This is a genomic window from Gemmatimonas aurantiaca T-27, assembly GCF_000010305.1.
GTDB classification, from domain to species: Bacteria; Gemmatimonadota; Gemmatimonadetes; order Gemmatimonadales; family Gemmatimonadaceae; genus Gemmatimonas; species Gemmatimonas aurantiaca.
The window spans coordinates 4,207,596-4,224,441 of sequence record NC_012489.1; the positions used below are offsets into that span (position 1 = coordinate 4,207,596).

General features: G+C 63.9%; 17 protein-coding genes. 11 read left to right on the forward strand and 6 right to left on the reverse strand.

From position 1 onward, the window contains the following. Positions 1 to 5 precede the first annotated feature (5 nt). The 3 genes from GAU_RS18250 to GAU_RS22670 all read left to right on the forward strand — a co-directional run bounded on the left by GAU_RS18250 (position 6) and on the right by GAU_RS22670 (position 3,672). On the forward strand, positions 6 to 1,181 hold the full coding sequence (locus GAU_RS18250; protein ID WP_169307731.1) for a PD-(D/E)XK nuclease family protein: 1,176 nt from the start codon (positions 6 to 8) through the stop codon (positions 1,179 to 1,181). Between the two features lie 114 nt (positions 1,182 to 1,295). Continuing rightward, a complete protein-coding gene (locus GAU_RS18255; protein ID WP_015895385.1) occupies positions 1,296 to 3,386 on the forward strand; it encodes a DUF262 and DUF1524 domain-containing protein in 2,091 nt (696 codons plus the stop codon). A 112-nt stretch (positions 3,387 to 3,498) separates the two neighbouring features. Further along, positions 3,499 to 3,672, forward strand: coding sequence for a hypothetical protein (locus GAU_RS22670; protein WP_015895386.1), 174 nt, complete (start codon positions 3,499 to 3,501; stop codon positions 3,670 to 3,672). 78 nt (positions 3,673 to 3,750) lie between these two features. Here the strand turns inward: GAU_RS22670 and GAU_RS18260 are convergent, their stop codons facing one another. Together GAU_RS18260 and ettA are read right to left on the reverse strand one after the other, a co-directional pair. Further along, positions 3,751 to 4,131 carry a hypothetical protein gene (locus GAU_RS18260; protein WP_156799127.1) on the reverse strand — a complete coding sequence of 127 codons (381 nt, stop codon included), beginning with the start codon at positions 4,129 to 4,131 and terminating at the stop codon, positions 3,751 to 3,753. 549 nt (positions 4,132 to 4,680) lie between these two features. Next, positions 4,681 to 6,351: an energy-dependent translational throttle protein EttA gene (gene ettA / locus GAU_RS18265; RefSeq protein WP_015895388.1), complete on the reverse strand. Its 1,671-nt coding sequence runs from the start codon at positions 6,349 to 6,351 to the stop codon at positions 4,681 to 4,683. A 190-nt stretch (positions 6,352 to 6,541) separates the two neighbouring features. Here ettA and GAU_RS18270 point away from each other — a divergent pair, with 190 nt between their 5' ends. From GAU_RS18270 to GAU_RS18285, 4 genes are all read left to right on the forward strand, one after another. Next, complete coding sequence (locus GAU_RS18270; protein ID WP_083765763.1) at positions 6,542 to 7,210, forward strand: PEP-CTERM sorting domain-containing protein; 669 nt, start codon at positions 6,542 to 6,544, stop codon at positions 7,208 to 7,210. Positions 7,211 to 7,343: 133 nt separating this feature from the next. Then, a complete protein-coding gene (locus tag GAU_RS18275; RefSeq protein WP_015895390.1) occupies positions 7,344 to 8,069 on the forward strand; it encodes a cytochrome c biogenesis protein CcdA in 726 nt (241 codons plus the stop codon). A 165-nt stretch (positions 8,070 to 8,234) separates the two neighbouring features. Continuing rightward, positions 8,235 to 8,783, forward strand: coding sequence for a TlpA family protein disulfide reductase (locus GAU_RS18280; RefSeq protein ID WP_041265688.1), 549 nt, complete (start codon positions 8,235 to 8,237; stop codon positions 8,781 to 8,783). Then, positions 8,783 to 9,841, forward strand: a complete 1,059-nt coding sequence (locus tag GAU_RS18285) for a LacI family DNA-binding transcriptional regulator (protein ID WP_015895392.1) — start codon at positions 8,783 to 8,785, stop codon at positions 9,839 to 9,841. The genes GAU_RS18280 and GAU_RS18285 overlap by 1 nt, the downstream gene beginning before the upstream one ends. A gap of 98 nt (positions 9,842 to 9,939) precedes the next feature. Here GAU_RS18285 and GAU_RS18290 read toward each other — a convergent pair whose 3' ends face one another. Both GAU_RS18290 and GAU_RS18295 read right to left on the reverse strand, forming a co-directional pair. After that, the gene (locus tag GAU_RS18290; RefSeq protein ID WP_015895393.1) at positions 9,940 to 10,521 is read right to left on the reverse strand and encodes a hypothetical protein; all 582 of its coding nucleotides are present in this window, start codon (positions 10,519 to 10,521) and stop codon (positions 9,940 to 9,942) included. A 72-nt stretch (positions 10,522 to 10,593) separates the two neighbouring features. After that, positions 10,594 to 12,096, reverse strand: coding sequence for a pyridoxal phosphate-dependent decarboxylase family protein (locus GAU_RS18295; RefSeq protein WP_052574538.1), 1,503 nt, complete (start codon positions 12,094 to 12,096; stop codon positions 10,594 to 10,596). A 99-nt stretch (positions 12,097 to 12,195) separates the two neighbouring features. Here GAU_RS18295 and GAU_RS18300 point away from each other — a divergent pair, with 99 nt between their 5' ends. Next, positions 12,196 to 13,401, forward strand: a complete 1,206-nt coding sequence (locus tag GAU_RS18300) for a mannose-1-phosphate guanylyltransferase (RefSeq protein ID WP_015895395.1) — start codon at positions 12,196 to 12,198, stop codon at positions 13,399 to 13,401. 56 nt (positions 13,402 to 13,457) lie between these two features. Here the strand turns inward: GAU_RS18300 and GAU_RS18305 are convergent, their stop codons facing one another. Beyond that, the gene (locus GAU_RS18305; RefSeq protein ID WP_015895396.1) at positions 13,458 to 14,273 is read right to left on the reverse strand and encodes an enoyl-CoA hydratase/isomerase family protein; all 816 of its coding nucleotides are present in this window, start codon (positions 14,271 to 14,273) and stop codon (positions 13,458 to 13,460) included. Positions 14,274 to 14,434: 161 nt separating this feature from the next. On the opposite strand from GAU_RS18305, the gene GAU_RS18310 reads away from it, so the two are divergent. Then, a complete protein-coding gene (locus tag GAU_RS18310; protein ID WP_015895397.1) occupies positions 14,435 to 14,917 on the forward strand; it encodes a hypothetical protein in 483 nt (160 codons plus the stop codon). Positions 14,918 to 15,148: 231 nt separating this feature from the next. Here the strand turns inward: GAU_RS18310 and GAU_RS18315 are convergent, their stop codons facing one another. After that, positions 15,149 to 15,679 carry a 2'-5' RNA ligase family protein gene (locus tag GAU_RS18315; protein ID WP_015895398.1) on the reverse strand — a complete coding sequence of 177 codons (531 nt, stop codon included), beginning with the start codon at positions 15,677 to 15,679 and terminating at the stop codon, positions 15,149 to 15,151. A 59-nt stretch (positions 15,680 to 15,738) separates the two neighbouring features. On the opposite strand from GAU_RS18315, the gene GAU_RS18320 reads away from it, so the two are divergent. Then, on the forward strand, positions 15,739 to 16,008 hold the full coding sequence (locus GAU_RS18320; protein ID WP_169307732.1) for a putative signal transducing protein: 270 nt from the start codon (positions 15,739 to 15,741) through the stop codon (positions 16,006 to 16,008). Beyond that, positions 16,005 to 16,817, forward strand: coding sequence for an SDR family oxidoreductase (locus GAU_RS18325; RefSeq protein ID WP_015895400.1), 813 nt, complete (start codon positions 16,005 to 16,007; stop codon positions 16,815 to 16,817). Before GAU_RS18320 ends, GAU_RS18325 begins: the two co-directional genes overlap by 4 nt. Positions 16,818 to 16,846: the final 29 nt, after the last annotated feature.

The window sequence follows — 16,846 nt, forward strand, 5'->3', positions numbered from 1 at the left end:
GCCGAGTGCCTGCGACGTTCTCCCCATCGCAGCTCGCGTTCGGGGAGCAGTGTCTGCTGCGAGCCGTGCTAGGATCCACGCGCGACCTTCCGACTCTAACGGCACACCCGGCAGCCGCCCTCGGTAGCGTCTTTCACAAGCTGCTAGAATTGGCGGTGCGCGGAGAGATCCCGCGGACCGGGACGCCCGGCGAGGACGCCGAGCGCACTCTCGACCGCCTGCTCGATGCGGAGGACGCACGCCTCGCCGCCATGCGGCCGGGCGATCCACCGCGGCTCCGGGAGGTGTTTCCGCCGCTCATGTGGCGCCGGAAACGTCGCGTCGTGCTCGACCTCGCGGAGAAGTACCTCTCGGGGGCTGTGCCCAGAGCCGCCACCAGCTCCGGGGGCGGGGCTCGGAACGCGAGGGACCTTCACCAGAACGGCGGCTGGGCCGAGGTGCAGATCGAGGTGCCCGCGCTGCGGTTGTGGGGGAGGGCGGACATGATTCAGCGGACCGCCGGCGACGTCGTGATACGCGATCTGAAGACAGGGCGCGTGGTCACCAACGACGGGGACGTGCTGCCACACATCGAACGCCAGATGCGACTGTACGGTGCGATGGCGCACGCGGTCTGGCCCTCGGCACAGGTCTCGCTGCTCGTGGACCACGGTGTCGAGCGCGAGGTCGGGTTCGCGCGTGAGCACGAGGCGGACGTCCTGAAGTGGCTCAGCGATGTCCTCGCGCGGCTGCCCGCGGAGAGCGATGTCAATGCGGAGGATCTCGCGACACCCGGGGAGGCATGCGACGGATGCGCGCACCGCCACATCTGTCCCGCGTACAGGAAGTTGGCATTCGGCTTCTGGCGTGGTGAGGCGCCGATGCGCATGCCACTGGACACGTGGGGCGAGGTGATGGCGATTAACCCGCGTGGCGCACTCGCCGACCTCACCTTGCACGACGCTGCGGGCCGTACCGTGAAAGTATTCGGTTTGGCTGCGTTCCGCGTCTCGTCGATGCAGCCCGGCGATCCGGTCTGGCTCTTCGGGCTGCGCACCCGAGACAAACGTGGCGGCCCCGCGTCGTGGCGCCACCCGCACAACTTCTTCGAAGTGGCGGACGACGATCCATTCGCGCGGGCTTGGACACTGGAGGTCTTCGCGAGCAACTCCCCGATGTCCGCCACTCGATCACCCGGTTAGCGGCGCGAGCTACCGAGGCGCTCGCCTAGGGTAAATGGCGCATGCGCTGCGCCACAGTAGATGGACCGGTGGAGAAGCGATGCGAGTCGGCTTACACGACCAACACTACAGAGCATGAAGGCAACCGAAGCGAAGCTGCTCACATTCTTGAAGAAGTCACCGCAGTTCGTCATTCCCATTTACCAGCGTACGTACTCATGGACCATCACCGAGTGCCAGCAGCTCTGGGATGACATCGTGCGGGCCGGTGCTAGAGACGACGTGAGCGTGCACTTCATCGGCTCGATCGTCTATGTCGAGGAAGGGCTTTCGCAGGTCACCAGCCACGCCCCGCTGCTGGTAATCGATGGTCAGCAGCGCCTCACCACGCTCACCATCGTGTTGGCGAACCTCGCGAGAGCAGTTGGCGATGACGAGCCGGTCGACGGCTTCAGCGGTCGAAAGATCACCAACTACTACTTGCTCAATCCTGAAGAACGAGGCGACCGCAGGTACAAGCTGCTCCTGACGCAAACAGACCGCCCGTCGCTGATCGCGCTCGTGGACGGAGCGCCAGCACCGAGCGACGCGTCGCTTCGTGTGATGGAAAACAGTGAGTTCTTCAGAAAGCGCATCGAGGAGTGCGCGGGCGACTTCGGGCCTGTGTGCAAGGGCCTCGCGAAGCTCGTGATCGTTGACATCGCTCTGAGTCGAGATCACGACAATCCGCAACTGATCTTCGAAAGCATGAACTCGACTGGCAAAGAGCTCAGTCAAGCGGATCTGATTCGCAACTTCGTCCTCATGGGACTGGAGCCGCGGCTTCAGACCGAACTTTACGAACAGTACTGGCACCCGATGGAACGGGCGTTTGGCCAGCGAGCCTACAGTAGCATGTTCGACGGGTTCATGCGTCACTATCTCACGGTCAAGACAGGGGAGATTCCGAACCTCGGAGACGTGTATGCCGCATTCAAGGCGTATGCGATGTCGGCACCGGTTGCTCACGAGAAGGTCGAAGTACTCGTCGCGGATCTCAACAGATGGGCACTGCGGTTCTGCCGCATCGCTCTCGGGCAGGAGCCGGACCGCGATCTCCGTGAGGCGTTCCACGATCTGCGGGAACTCAAGGTGGATGTCGCCTATCCGTTTCTGCTAGAGCTGTACGCAGATTACGACGCAGGGCGTCTCACGCGTCACGACTTCTTGCAAGCAATCCGCCTACTCGAGGCGTACGTCTTCAGGCGTGCTATCTGTGCCATTCCCACCAACTCGCTGAACAAGACATTCGCCAACCTTGCGCGCGGAGTCCGTAAGGAGCGTTATCTGGAGAGTATCAAGGCGCACCTGCTGCTATTGCGCTCGTATCGGCGCTTTCCGGACGATGTCGAGTTCCGCCGCTGCTTCTTGACCCGAGAGCTCTATCTCCAGAAGGTGCGCAGCTACACGCTCCGAAAACTCGAGAACCACCAGAGGAAGGAGCGTGTCGGGCCGGAAGAGTACACCATAGAACATATCCTACCGCAAAACGAGAACCTGTCCGTGGCGTGGAGAGAGTCTTTGGGCCAGGACTGGCAGGTGATTCATCAGAAGTGGCTGCACACGATCGGCAATCTGACCCTCACAGGATACAACACCGAGTACAGCGACAGGCCCTTCCCGGAAAAGCGCGACATGCCCGGTGGTTTCCGAGAAAGCCCCCTGCGCCTGAATGCGGGCCTGGGACAGGTGGAGGTCTGGAACGAGGACGCGATCACCCATCGAGGGGAGCAACTCGTAGAGAAGGGGGTATTGGTATGGGCAGCACCGCACCTGAGTCCCGAGGTCCTCGAGGAGTATCGAGCCACGAGAACACGCGAGGTGACGTATACGATCGACGATCACCACTCGCTCGTAAGCGGTAAGGCGGCAGCCCTATTCGAAGCCTTCCGGCGCGAGGTGCTCGAGCTCGGCTCGTGCGTGTCCGAGGAGTTCCTGAAGTACTATGTCGCCTACAAGGCCGAAACGAACTTCGTCGATGTGTATCCTCAGGCGTCACGTCTACGACTGATTCTCAATCTTCCCTTTGAGGAACTCGATGACCCCGAGAATCGATGTGCAAACGTCGCCGGGTACCGGCTGAACGGAGAGGTCAAGGTACACATTGCCGAATTGAACGAATTGCCGTATGTGATGGGTCTGATTAGGCAGTCGTTCGAACGGCAGGTCGGTGGCATGGAAGCCTAGGGGCGGTTCGCTGCTGCCGATCTCACAGGGCTGCTCGATCCGCACGAAAGTATCGTGAAACGACAGATCCGGGCAGGTTCACCATGGGGCGCACCACCGCGCGCGGCGTGAAGTGCTCAACGGCCGTCTCGTTCGACAGTTCGACGAACTTCCGGATCAGCTCCTCGCCCCCCAACCGCGCGTTGCTGACCTTCTCCGGGTGCAGGTCGATGCCGACGATCTACTCGACGTGCTGTTCAATCAGGCGGGGCTGTTCGAGCCATTGCGGGCGCGGGCGGCGTCCTAGGTCGACCTCGGAGGTTCGCGGCGAGAGCTGATTCGGCCCGCAACGTCGATCTGCGTACGTGCTGAGGGTGCTTTCCCGTTACATCGGTCGCCTCCAGTCGTGTTTCGCATATCGGTACCTGGGATCTTCGGTGCGCACGCTAGCCACACGTTTTGTCGCGTCGACCACGACAGCGGCCCCGAGGATGTCGCGCAGATACCCAAGCCTGAGGAAGTTCGCGAGATCTGCATTGATGTCGCGGTAAAGCGCGCCTATCCCCTGTTGCCGCCACTCACCTAGGCCAACAGGCAGCCGAACGCGCTCACCAAGTTCAGGAATGTTCATACCGGTGATCGAATTGAACACCTTGAGCACTGTGGTGAGGCTGATCCCCGTTGTCGTGGGCAGTCCGAAACGCCGCTGAACGGTCTGGAGCGCAGCGTCGAGCTCGCCCTCCGACATTTTTTGCAGCGTCGGCAATCTCTCCTGTGTCGTGCAGCAAGCGGATCTCCTTGAGCTGCTCACGCGCCTGCACCACTGGGTGGATCATCTCGCACCTGAAGCGCCACGTCGAGGATGTGGCGCACATCGCCGGTTGCTGCACGAGCCACGCGCTGGCGCGAGTTGCATGGGCGGGGTGTGTCGAGGACGCGGTTGAACGATCCCTGCGATTGGCGTCACCGTAGCGGAGGTGCCGCGGCGTCACGACTGACACCAGCTGCTTCCGGCAGGGTGGGTTCAACCCCTATCGCTGTGTGGAGAAAGCGGGACTCGCCGACCGAGGTGTCGGCGAACGACCACACCTCGGTCGGGCTTTTTCGATCGACAAGAGGCGGCGGCAGGCGAATTCGCCGGGCTCACCGCTCGGGCCCTCAGAAGGTCATTTCCCCTCCTGGTCAGCGTGTCGCCGGCCTTTCCGGATGCAAGTCCCGATGCAAAACATGGCCGACCCACCGTTTGCGGTGGACCGGCCATGCATCCCAAGTGTCGCCTCCAGCGCGTCGAATCGTACGCGCTGAAGGGGGCTAACTAGTTGCGCACCAACTTCTTGTACTTGATCCGATGCGGCTGGTCCGCGTCCGGGCCCTTCCGGCGCTTGAGGTCCTCGATGTACGCGCCGTAGTTCCCCTCGAACCACACCGTTTCCGAATCGCCTTCGAACGCCAGAATGTGCGTGGCCACACGATCCAGGAACCAGCGATCGTGGGAAATGATCACCGCGCAGCCGGAGAAATCGAGCACGGCTTCTTCCAGCGCGCGCAACGTATCGACGTCGAGATCGTTCGTCGGTTCGTCGAGCAGCAGCAGGTTGCCACCCTGCATCACGGTCTTCGCGAGATGCAACCGGTTGCGCTCACCACCCGAGAGATTCGCCACCAGCTTCTGCTGGTCGGCGCCCTTGAAGTTGAAGCTCGCCGCGTACGCGCGTGAATTGAGCTCACGCTTGCCCACCGGAATGGTTTCGCGACCACCAGAGATCTCTTCCCACAACGTGCGCTTGCCTTCGAGCGTGCGATGCTGATCCTGATAGCTGATCTGCACCGTTTCACCAACCACGAGCTCGCCCGACTCCGGCTGTTCGAGCCCGTTGATCATGCGGAACAGCGTGGTCTTACCCGCACCGTTGGGGCCGATGATGCCCACGATGCCGGCACGCGGCAGATCGAAGTTGAGATTGTCGAACAGCAGCTTGTCACCGAACGACTTGCGCAGCCCCTTGGCGCGCACGACGTCGTTACCGAGACGCGGAGCCGGCGGAATCACGATTTCGTTCTGCATCACGCGGTCGTTCTGCGCTTCGCTGGCCAGATCCTCATAGGCCTGCAGACGGGCCTTGTTCTTGGCCTGACGCGCGCGCGGTGACATGCGTACCCACTCGAGTTCCTTCTGCAGCGTCTTCTGACGCGCACTGGCCTGCTTCTCTTCCTGCGACAGGCGCTGCTGCTTCTGCTCGAGCCAACCCGAGTAGTTGCCTTCGTACGGCACGCCCTTGCCACGATCGAGCTCGAGGATCCACTTGGCCACGTTGTCCAGGAAGTAGCGATCGTGGGTGATGGCCACGACCGTGCCCGGGAACCGCTCGAGGTGATGCTCCAGCCACGCGACGCTTTCCGCATCGAGGTGGTTGGTGGGTTCGTCGAGCAACAGCATGTCCGGCTCTTCCAGCAGGATCTTGCAGAGCGCCACACGGCGCTTCTCACCACCCGACAAGTGCGTCACCGCGGCATCACCCGGCGGCAGACGCAACGCGTCCATCGCCACGTCGATCTTGTTGTCGAGATTCCAGAGATCGTGCTGGTCGATGTACTCCTGCAGCTTGCCCTGCCGTTCCATGAGCTTGTCGAAGTCCGCATCGGGCTCGGCGAACTGCAACGAGATCGCATTGAACTCGTTGAGCGCATCGCGCTGCGCCTTCACGGCAAGCTCCACATTGCCGCGCACATCGAGCGACGCGTCGAGTTCGGGCTCCTGTGACAGATAGCCGATGCGCGTGCCCTTGTGCGCCCAGGCTTCACCCTGAAACTCGGTGTCCACGCCGGCCATGATGCGCAGCAACGACGACTTACCGGCGCCGTTCGGGCCGAGCACGCCGATCTTCGCGCCGGGATAGAAGGAGAGCCAGATATCGTCGAGGATGATGCGCGAAGGGGGAACCACCTTGCGCAGCGCCTTCATGACGTAGATGAACTGCGGAGCCATGGATTCTTGGAATGGTCGTCTAAGGCCCGGGCGCTGACAGAGGCGAACGTCCTCTTGCCCGGGCTCGGGAAGATACACCTTCCGTCAGGGCCTCAGCATTGCCATTACGGATGAGCTCGCTTGCACTGGGAGCCTGTATCGGAAGAATAGGCTTCACGTTCCGGTTTCCACCTTTTGCACGAGATCTTCAATGAGAAGACTGGCCTGTGCTTTGGCTCTCAGTGCGGGGCTGTCCGCGCCCACGAGCATGCTCGGCGCGCAGACGCTGACCTTCGAAGGGTTCGCCCAGGGCACCTTCTTTGCCGAGAATCAGTTCGAGGCCTCGCACGGAGTCCGGTTTTTTGCCGGCTCGAATGAGGCCTTCGCCACGGTGTCGGCCGAACGCGTGTGTGATGGAGACAGCATGTGGGCCAACGCCCCCTCGGGCTGTGGGGCATTGGCCTTCGCGACGGGGTCCGCCAACGGCTTCGATGTGCCCGCGGGATTCACCGACATGTTCTCCCTGCACTACCTCTCGCCGAACGGAGGCGGGTGGTTCGTGGTCATGGATGGCTTCGGGGGCTCCGGCAATGTGCTGGCGTCCGCCTCGCTCACCTCAACGGGTGCCTCGCCCTGCCAGGGCGGCCTGTTCTGTTCCTGGCGCGAAGTGGGCGTCACGTTCTCGGGAACGGCCAAATCGGTGCGCTTCTGGAGCGCGTATTCTCTGAGCACTGGAGAGGCGGTGTTCGACGACATCACCTTCGGACGGGCATCGCAGACGACCGTTCCGGAACCCTCCACCGGCGTGCTGATGTTGTCAGGGATTGCGCTGCTCGGCGGCTGGGCGTGCCGACGTCGGCGCCGGCCGGACACTCCCTGACCTCGCCAACCCGCGCGTTGGGACCATGACGGCATACACAAGAGCGGCCCGCTTTGCGACGGCCGCTCTTTGTGTCTCGGCCCGCGCCACCGAGCCCACAACGTCCGGGCCGGTCGGCCAGTAGATTGGAGACATGCAGATCGACGTGGCCGCCCAGCTCTCCGGCAATCCCGCCGCGGTGCTCCCGCTTCTCTTTGGCGCGGGGGTGCTGACCAGCCTGACCCCCTGTGTCTATCCGATGATCCCGATCACGGCGGCCATCGTGGGCGGGCAGTCATCATCAGAACTGTCAGGCGCCACAAAGGCGTCACGCTGGCGTCCACTTGGGCTTTCGCTAGCCTATGTGATGGGGCTAGCGTTGGTGTATGCGGGCCTCGGACTGATCGCCGGCCTCACCGGCACCATGTTCGGCACCATCTCGTCCAACCCGTGGGCGTTCTTCGTCATGGCCAACCTGCTGCTCATCGCGGCGCTGTCCATGCTGGATGTCATCCCGGTCCGAGTGCCCGCCGCGATCATGCAGCGGGCCGCAAACGCCGGAACTGGTGGCCGCGCGGCCGGGGCCTTTGTCATGGGCGCCGCGTCGGGGCTGGTAGCGGCTCCTTGCTCGGCGCCGGTCATGGCGGCGGTTCTCACCTGGGTCGCCACGACCAAATCGGCCGCCCTCGGCTTCACCTACCTCTTCACGTTCTCCCTGGGCATGTGCACGCTGCTGGTGATCGTCGGCCTGTCGGCCGGCACCCTCAGCCGCCTCCCCCGCGCCGGCGCGTGGATGCTCACCGTGAAGAAGGGCTTCGCGTTTGTCATGCTGGGGATGGCCGAGTACTACCTGGTCAAGATGGGTCAGGTGTACTTCTGAGGATGGTGTGATGGTCGTCGGCCAGACCACGTACCGGTGACTTGAGCAATCTGATGGACAGGGCGGGGACAGCCGGAGCATTCGGTCCCGCTCCGGTGTAACAGTTGTGTGCGCCAGCCGCGGCTGCGCGCGTTCCCTACCTGCGGTTCTCCCACCTCGCCTGACATGCCTGCCTTTTTTGCCGCCGCGCGCCGCGCGGCTGTAGCGACGACGCTCGCGTCCGCCGCGGCCTTGGCCGCCCTCGCCATTTCGCCGGTCCTTCCCATTGCCGCCCCACTCGCCGCCCAGGATCTGGGTATTGCCGTGGGCGAAAAGGCGCCCGGGGGTCCGCTCGAAACGATGGCCGGCCAGACCGTCGATCTGTCGTCGTACATGGGCAAGCAGCCGGTGGTGATCGAGTTCTGGGCCACCTGGTGTGGCAACTGCAAGCAGCTCGAGCCGGCCATGCGCGCCGCGATGACCAAACACGGGGCCAAGGTGAAGTTCGTCACGGTGGCCGTGTCGGTGAATCAATCGTACGACCGCGTGAAAGCCTGGCAGGCCGCCAACAAACTGCCCGGTGATCTGCTGTACGATCGCAAGGGCACCGTGAGTGGTGAGTACGATGTACCGGCCACCAGTTACGTGGTGGTGGTCGATCGCGCCGGTAAGATCGTGTACACGGGCGTGGGCGGCACGCAGGATCTCGAGGCGGCCATCAAGAAGGCGCTGTGATGTCCGATCCGACCGAACACAACGAACGCACCTCCACGGTCACCATCCGCGATGTTGCCCGCGCCGCGGGGGTATCCATCGCCACGGTATCGCGCGTGCTGAACGACGCCGCGCGTGTCACGGACGACACCCGTGATCGGGTGCGTACGGTGGTAGCGCGCATGGGTTATGCCCCGCACGGGGGCACCCGCACCCAGTTGCTGCGCCGCACCCGCACACTGGGTGTGTTGCTGCCCGATCTCTACGGCGAGTTCTTTTCGGAGTTCATCCGCGGCATCGATGAAACGGCCAAGAAACACGGCTTCCTGACACTGGTCACATCGGCGCGACGTGACGCACACGAAGTCTCGGCGGCAGTGAGCAACATGCGCGGACGTGTGGACGGCTTTCTGGCGCTGTCACCGACCGTGTCAGCTCGCGCGACGCTGGCCGAAGTCGCCGAACGGTATCCCACCGTTCTCGTGGGCGCGGGCAGCGACGCGGGCGATATCGCAGCGCTGTCGGTGAACAACTTTCAGGGCGCCGCCGCGATGATGAAGCACCTGCTCTCGCTCGGCCACCGGAAGATCGTGTTCCTGCGTGGCCCTTCAGGGCAGGCGGACGCCAGCGAGCGACTCCATGCGGTGCGTGAGGTGGCCAACTGGTACGAAGACTGTGAACTGCGTGAGCTGCACGGGGAGTTCCGCATGGACACCGCCTTCGACGTGGTCACGCAGTTGCTGCAAAGCGATGCACACCCCGACGCCATCTTTGCGGCCAACGACAGCATGGCCATCGGCGCGATCGCGGCCATCAAGGACGCCGACCTGCGCGTGCCGGAAGACATCGCGGTCACGGGATTCGATGACATTCCCATGACCCGCTATCTCTCGCCTTCACTGACGACCGTGCGCATGCCCATCTATGCCATGGGCGAACGGGCCGTGCTGCGGCTGATCGAAACGGTGCGCAGCGGTGAGACATCGGTACCGGTGAAACACGAAGTGTTGCCGGTGGAGCTGGTCATCCGGGCAAGCTGCGGCGCCGCCGAGCAGATGATCGCGCAATCGACGCGCTGATCGATCGGGCAACATCGGCCAACATCGGCCAACATCGACAAAAAGACGAGGGGCGCGACCATCACGGTCGCGCCCCTCGTGTGTGTTGGAACGTCCGCCTACTTCGAGAGGTTTTTTGTCACCTGGTCGAGGAACAGTTGATCGACAATGCCGGTGCTGCCACACGGCAAACGATCCGCACTGTGACCGCCACTCATATCGCGGGCCGAAGCCACGAAGGTCACACCGGCCTTCGACTTGCCGGCTCCGTCGGGCGCCACACTCACCATGAGTGACATGAAGATTCGGAACGTGGCCGCGTTGGGGCCGGTCATGCTGCTGCCGCAGGAGACCAGTTCGGTCATGTTCCGCCCCATGAACTGCCGCGTACGAAAGAAATCGGGATTGCCGATCTGTCGTGCGTCGGGCTTGTCCACGGTGACCGGAATGCTGTAGTCGGCAAACGTCTGCTTCACCGCAGCCCAGACCTTGGTCGGATCGGCCGCGAAGGCCCGCTCCGCAGCGCGCGGGGCGTCACCGTACATGGTGACGCGATCTGTGCCCTGGAAGATGGTCGCCGGCGTGGCGGCCGTTGACGTCGCGGTGGACGACTTCGGGGCGCTTGTGCCACCTGAACTCGCGCAGCCGCCCAAGGTGAGCGTCACACCGGCAATAGCCAGCAACCCAATACGTGTCGACATCGGTGGACGTCCTCGGTGATTCGTGACGGTGTTCGCGACATGCGGGAGTCGCATCCCGTTTTCAACAGGGGGTCATGCCGGGTGCTTCAGAACCTGCTGGGCTTCTGCTTCGAGTCCACGCACCAGCGCCTCGATGTGCATGACATCGGTGCGCGCATTCATCACCGTGATGCGCAATACCCGCCGCCCATTGAGCGTGGTGGCCGTGATCCAACCGCGACCCGACCTATTGTACCGCTCGCGCAGGCGATTGGTGAGATCGTCCCGGTCGGCATCGGCCACTCCATCCGGATACCACGCGAAACAGAGGATGTTCGATTCGGGTTCGTGCAAGGCACGAAAACTCGGATGGCCATCGAGTTGGTCGTACAATGCACGCGCCATGCGGCACAGTCGGTCATACAACGCCCCCAGGGCGTTCGCGCCGTACCGCTGGAACACCACCCAGAGTTTGAGTACATCAGACCGGCGTGAGCACTGGAACGAGCGCGGTCCCATGTCCCACCCTCGCGCGTCACCGGTCGGCGTGAACAGGTATGGCGCCTGCTGCGCGAAAGCCGTCTCGAGCACCCGTTCGTCCTTCACGAGCAGCATGCCTGCCGCGAGTGGCAGCAGGAGCGTCTTGTGCGGATCCCAGGCCAGTGATTGGGCACGGGCCAGCCCGTCGAGCCGGTGCCGATGCGTGGGCGACAGCAGTGCCCCGCCGCCGTGTGCCGCATCCACATGCAGCCATAGCGGCCCGCGTTCGTCGGCGAACTCGTCGCACAGATCGGCCACCGCGTTCAGGTCATCGAAAGCGCCGGTGGCGGTGCACCCGGCCGTCGCCACCACCGCCATGACGGAGATCCCGCGCTCGCGCAGCGACTGCAGTTGTTCGCGCAATGCGGGCACACTCATGCGAAACCCGTCACTCGGTATCGCCAACACACGCGACAGCCCCAGTCCCATTTCTCCGGCGGCCCGTGACACCGCATAGTGCGCGTGCTCGCCACACAACAGGACGGGCGGCGATGCACCAACACCATTGGTCCACACATCCGGGATCGCACGACTGCGCGCGGCCAGCAGCGCCGTCAACGTGGCCTCGGTACCCCCAGAGGTCATGGTGCCACCGGCACGGTCATCCCACCCCACGAGGTCCGTCATCCATTCGATGACCTGATGCTCGAGCGGTGTGAAAGACGGCGACATCTCGCGCACGGCCTGCGACTGATTCAGTGCACTGATCAGGGCGTCGGTCCAGACGGCGGCGGGCAGTGGCGCTGAAACCTGGTGCCCGATGTACATCGGATGGGCCAGACGATTCACATCCTGCAGCAACTGCGACGACAACCGGCGGGCCACATCGGCGAGCGGGCGCGAACGGCGCGGCAGTGGCTCGACCAGGCGATCGGCAATCACCTCGGCGCTGTGCCAGGTGCTCACGGGACCGTCGCCGGCGCGTGTGTCGGCGAAGTACTGCGCGACCAACGCCAGGATCGGCTCCGCGGCGGCCAGTGTGGTATCGGCTTCCAGCAGTGCCAGTGGATCCGGCGCTGTCTCTTCCGGCATCCCGGTGAGGTGCGTGGTTGACATGCGTCGACGTATGTTGTCGGAGTCGATGACGATGCGCCAGCCGAAGGGGCGGTCGTCTCACGGGATACGCCTGACTTCCACATCCTTCGTCCGCTCCTGATGTCCGAGCCACACGCGGCCAGCCCCCATCTCGTGCCGTCGGTCACCCCCGAAACGGCCGCCGTGATCGACGAGCCCGCGACGCCCGATGCCAGCACGCTCGAAGACTTCGAGCCGGAGCCGCTGCTCGATACACGCACGGCGATGTGGGCCGTGATCTTCGCCGGCGGCATCGGCACGCGTTTCTGGCCGCTCAGCACGCCACGCCGCCCAAAGCAGTTGCTGGCCCTGGTGAATGAGCGGCCGTTGATCGCCGATACCGTGGCCCGGCTCTCGCCGCTGGTGCCCGCCGAACGGGTGCTGGTGGTCACCAGTGCCGATATCGCGGACGCGCTGCACGAAGCCATTCCCGAGATTCCGCGCGCCAATATGCTGGTGGAGCCGCGTCCACTGGGCACAGCCGCCGCACTGGCGTGGGGCGCCCAGGAAGTCGCTCGTCGCGCGGGTCCGGATACGATTTTTGCGGCCCTGCACGCCGATCTCGCTGTGGGACACCCCGACGTCTTCCGCGACTCGCTGCGCCGGGCGGCCTCCATCGCCAGCAACGACGCACATCTCGTCGTGCTCGGCGCCACACCCACCCGCCCCGAAACTGGCTTTGGTTACCTGCAGCCGGGCAGCATGGTGGACCCGCTCGTCTCGCGGGCCGAGGGGGGCGCATGTCATGTGGAGCACTTCGTCGAGAAGCCGAGCGCTGCGCTGGCGGATGTCCTCATCGACAAGGGCGCGCTGTGGAACACGGGCATCTTCGTGTGGCGCGCCAAGGTGGTGCTGGACGAACTGGCGGCCCACACCCACGAACTGCAGCATGGTTTGCCACGGCTCGCGGCCGGCGAACTCGAAGCATTTGCCGAGTTGGTGACATCGGTGTCGATCGATCGCGGATTGCTGGAGCGCAGCCGTCGCGTGGTGGTCCTGCCGTCGGCTTTCGAGTGGGACGACGTCGGCACCTGGGCATCATTGCGTCGCGTGCGTGAACTCGATGACACGGGGAACGGTGTCATGGGATCGGTGCACTGCGTGGAAAGCTCCGGCAACGTCATTCACGCGGATGACTGCTGCGTGGTGGTGTACGGCGTTTCCGGAATGATCGTGGTGAGCATCCAGGGGCTGACGTTCGTGACCACGCAGGAGCGGGCAACGGAACTTGGACCGCTGTTGAATGCGTTGCCGGGAAGCCTGCGGTTCAATCCGGGGCGATCGTAGGCGAGATCACCCCGGCGAGGCGCGGGCGTTGTGTGATGGTCTGTCGAACCGCTGGATCAGGATCCGCGGAAGACCGGAGCCCGCTTCTCACGAAAGGCCTGCAACGCTTCCCGCACGTCGGCGCTGGCAAAACAGTGTTTGATGTGAACGAGTTCTTCGCGCAACTGTGCATCGAGTGACGCGTCGCTGCTGCCCAGCAGGAGGCGCTTGCTGAGCGCCAGCGCCACTGGCGGACCGGCGGCCAGTGCGGCGGCGTATTGCGCGACGGTCGCACTGAAGTCCGCATCGGGAATGACCGATGACACGAGGCCGATGCGTTCCGCCTCTTGGGACGTGATGTCACGGCCTGTGAGGACGATGTCCATGGCCCGCGCCTGGCCAATGAGCCGCGGCAGGAACCACGTCACCCCGGCATCCGGCGACAATCCCCGGCGCACGTATCCAGCGGTGCACGTGGCACTGGCGCTGAGCAGGCGCAGATCGCAGGCCAATGCGAGCCCAAATCCAGCGCCCGCTGCGGCCCCATTGATGGCGGCAATCACGGGCTTGTCGCACTGCGTGATGCTCTGCACCCACCGACCGACCCAGTAGTAGGCATCGAGCCGTTCGGCGCGTGTGTCGCCGAGACCGACCGGTTCGGACAGATCGAGGCCCGCGCAAAAGCCTCGACCGGCGCCGGTGATCACCACCACACGCACGGCATCATCCTGCGCCGCGTCGTGCATGGCACGCGGCAACGACTCGGCCAGCGCCGGATTCACGGCATTCAGCCGCTCCGGGCGATGCAACTGGATCGTGCGCACGCCGGCATCCGTCGTCGTGACCTGCAGATGGGAATAGCGCGTGTCGGCGGTGTCTGTCGCGTTGGTCATGTCGTCTGCTCGCAGCAAGAGGTTGGCCTGGACTCACGAACTTACTGCATGCCCCCCACTACCACCTGCGTGGGTCGTTCCGCTAGATCACTAGGACGGGACGTCGTCCGCGATGTTCCCGACGCGGTGTTCCTGCCTGTTCCCTGCCCGTTTCCGGTCTCATGGCTCCCTCGCGCTCCTCTGCAGCTGCCCGTACTGACGAACCGTCTGCCGCCGACCAGGGGCCGCTGGTATTCAGCGACACCCTCGCGCGCACGGCGGCCGAAACGTGCAGGCAGCACGAGCGGCTTTCAAAGCTGATGGCGCTGGCCGTGTCCACGAACGAATTGCAGGCGGCACATGCCATGGTCGACACGATCGATCTGGCACTGGCGGAAGCCGTGAAAGACTTCGAGAAGAAGTGCGCCAAGGTGCCGGTGGCTGAAGCCGGTGACGTGCGCACGACGGCCAATGCCATGTGGCTGGCCGCTCGCGAATACCTGCGCCGTCACAGCATCGCCGAACGTGCCTCGCGATTGATTACGCAGGGTGACGATACGCTCGGCGACCTGCACTTCGAATACGAGCTCGAGGCCTCGGCGTTGCTGGGGCTCAAGCAGGCGACCAACAACTACCAGAAATTGCGCCCCGATACTCGGAGCTGAAGGGACGGGGAAGGGAGTGAAGGGTTCCTGATGGCCGCTGCGCGGCGAATCAAGGGACAGAAGGGAAAGGGGCAGGTTTGTCGGACCAGCGATCGTTCACACATTCAGCCTGTGAACCGTTGCTGGTCTTTTTTGTGTGATCGTGGCGCCCTGCAGTTTTCCATTTCTCATGCGGCTTTCGCGTCGCGCAGCGACGCCGCTGTTCTCCCTTCCAATCCTTCCCAATTCCCTTCAGCCGAGCAACGGCAACTCGAACAACAACTTGCTGGGCTGAGGATCGCGGGTCAGGTACACCTGCAGGCGGTCGATGATGGCCGGTGCTGTGACACGCAGTGCCAGCAGCTCGCGCTCCCGCTGCGGCGTGAGCGTCGGATAGAAGCTCAGCGTGCAGTGCGGGGTGAACCGGAAGCGTGCCGCCTTGAAAGGCAGTCCGCTCTTGCCGATGCGTTCATGCATCGTGCGCAGGGGGCCGTGCGGATCGAGTGGCAATGACACGATGTCCGTCTGCATGAACCGATGCGGAGGCTCGAGACGCAATGACATCGGGGCCGTCGTCGCCGCAATCGGCGCGAGTGCGTCCCGAATGCGCTCCACTGGGGTATCGGTGGGTATGGAACCGAGCCCGGACGAACCCACCACCGTGATGTGCGGCGGCGTCAACCGTGCGAGCTTCGGATCGAACCGCTGCTGAATCTCACGTACGGCTGCGCCAGCTTCGCCGGCCAGTTCCGTGAGCACAAAGATGCCAAATGCCGCTGCCATGCTCGCAATGTAACAAACGAGCACTCACGGCGGTTCTGCTGACGCGCTATTTTCGCGCCATGGGAGAAGCTATGGTGGTCATTCGCGAATACGTGAACGAGATGGAAGCACTCGTTGCACGCAGTGTGCTCGAGGCACACGAGATCCCCGCGGTCGTGCTGCGTGACGATGCCGGCGGCATGCTCCCCTCCATGCACCTGCTGTATCCGGTGCGCCTCGCGGTACGCACTGTCGACAGCGCGCAGGCGCTGCGCATTCTCGACGCACCATTCGAGATGGACGCATCGGACGACTTCGTGCCGGGTGACGACGCCCCACGAGGCCTGTGAGCGGTCCGTTTGCCGGTCAGGTCGTCCTGATCACCGGCGCTTCGAGCGGTATCGGCGCCGAGTTGGCACGACAGTTTGCGGCAAGTGGTGCACGGGTGGCCTTGGCCGCGCGTGATGGTGCCCGTCTCGAGCAGGTGGCAGCGGCATGTCGGGCCCAGGGCGGTGACGCGCTGGTGGTGGTGGGCGACGTGAGTGTGGAAACCGACTGCGCGTCGATCATCGCGCGCACGGTGGCTGCATTCGGCCGTCTTGATGTCCTGGTGAACAATGCCGGTCTTGGCTCCAGCGCCCCATTCGAGAGCATCACCGACCTGTCCATCTTCGAAACGCTGATGCGGGTGAACTATCTCGGTAGTGTGTGGTGCACCGCCCATGCCTTGCCACACCTGCGCGCGACATCAGGACGCATCGTGGCCATCTCGAGCCTCACCGGGCTCACGGGTGTACCCAAACGCACGGCCTATGCCGCCACAAAACACGCGATGGCCGGCTTTTTCGATTCGCTGCGCATCGAACTCGATGGCAGTGGTGTGTCGGTGACGGTGATCTATCCCGGTTTTGTCTTCTCCGAAATCAATCAACGGGCGTTGTCGTCCGACGGGACGCCATACGGAGAGCGCGGTTACAAGCGTCAGCCCGGGGAGACGATGCCCACGGACGAATGCTGCCGTCTCATCCTGCAAGCCACGGCGCGCCGGGATCGTGATCTCGTCATGACCTGGCGTGGAAAGATCGGACGTCTGCTGAAGCTGATCTCGCCGCGCCTCGTCGACGGCATCGCCAAACGGGCCATCGAGACGCGGCAGTAGCGCTGGACGAGGCGGTCGGCACACCGCCC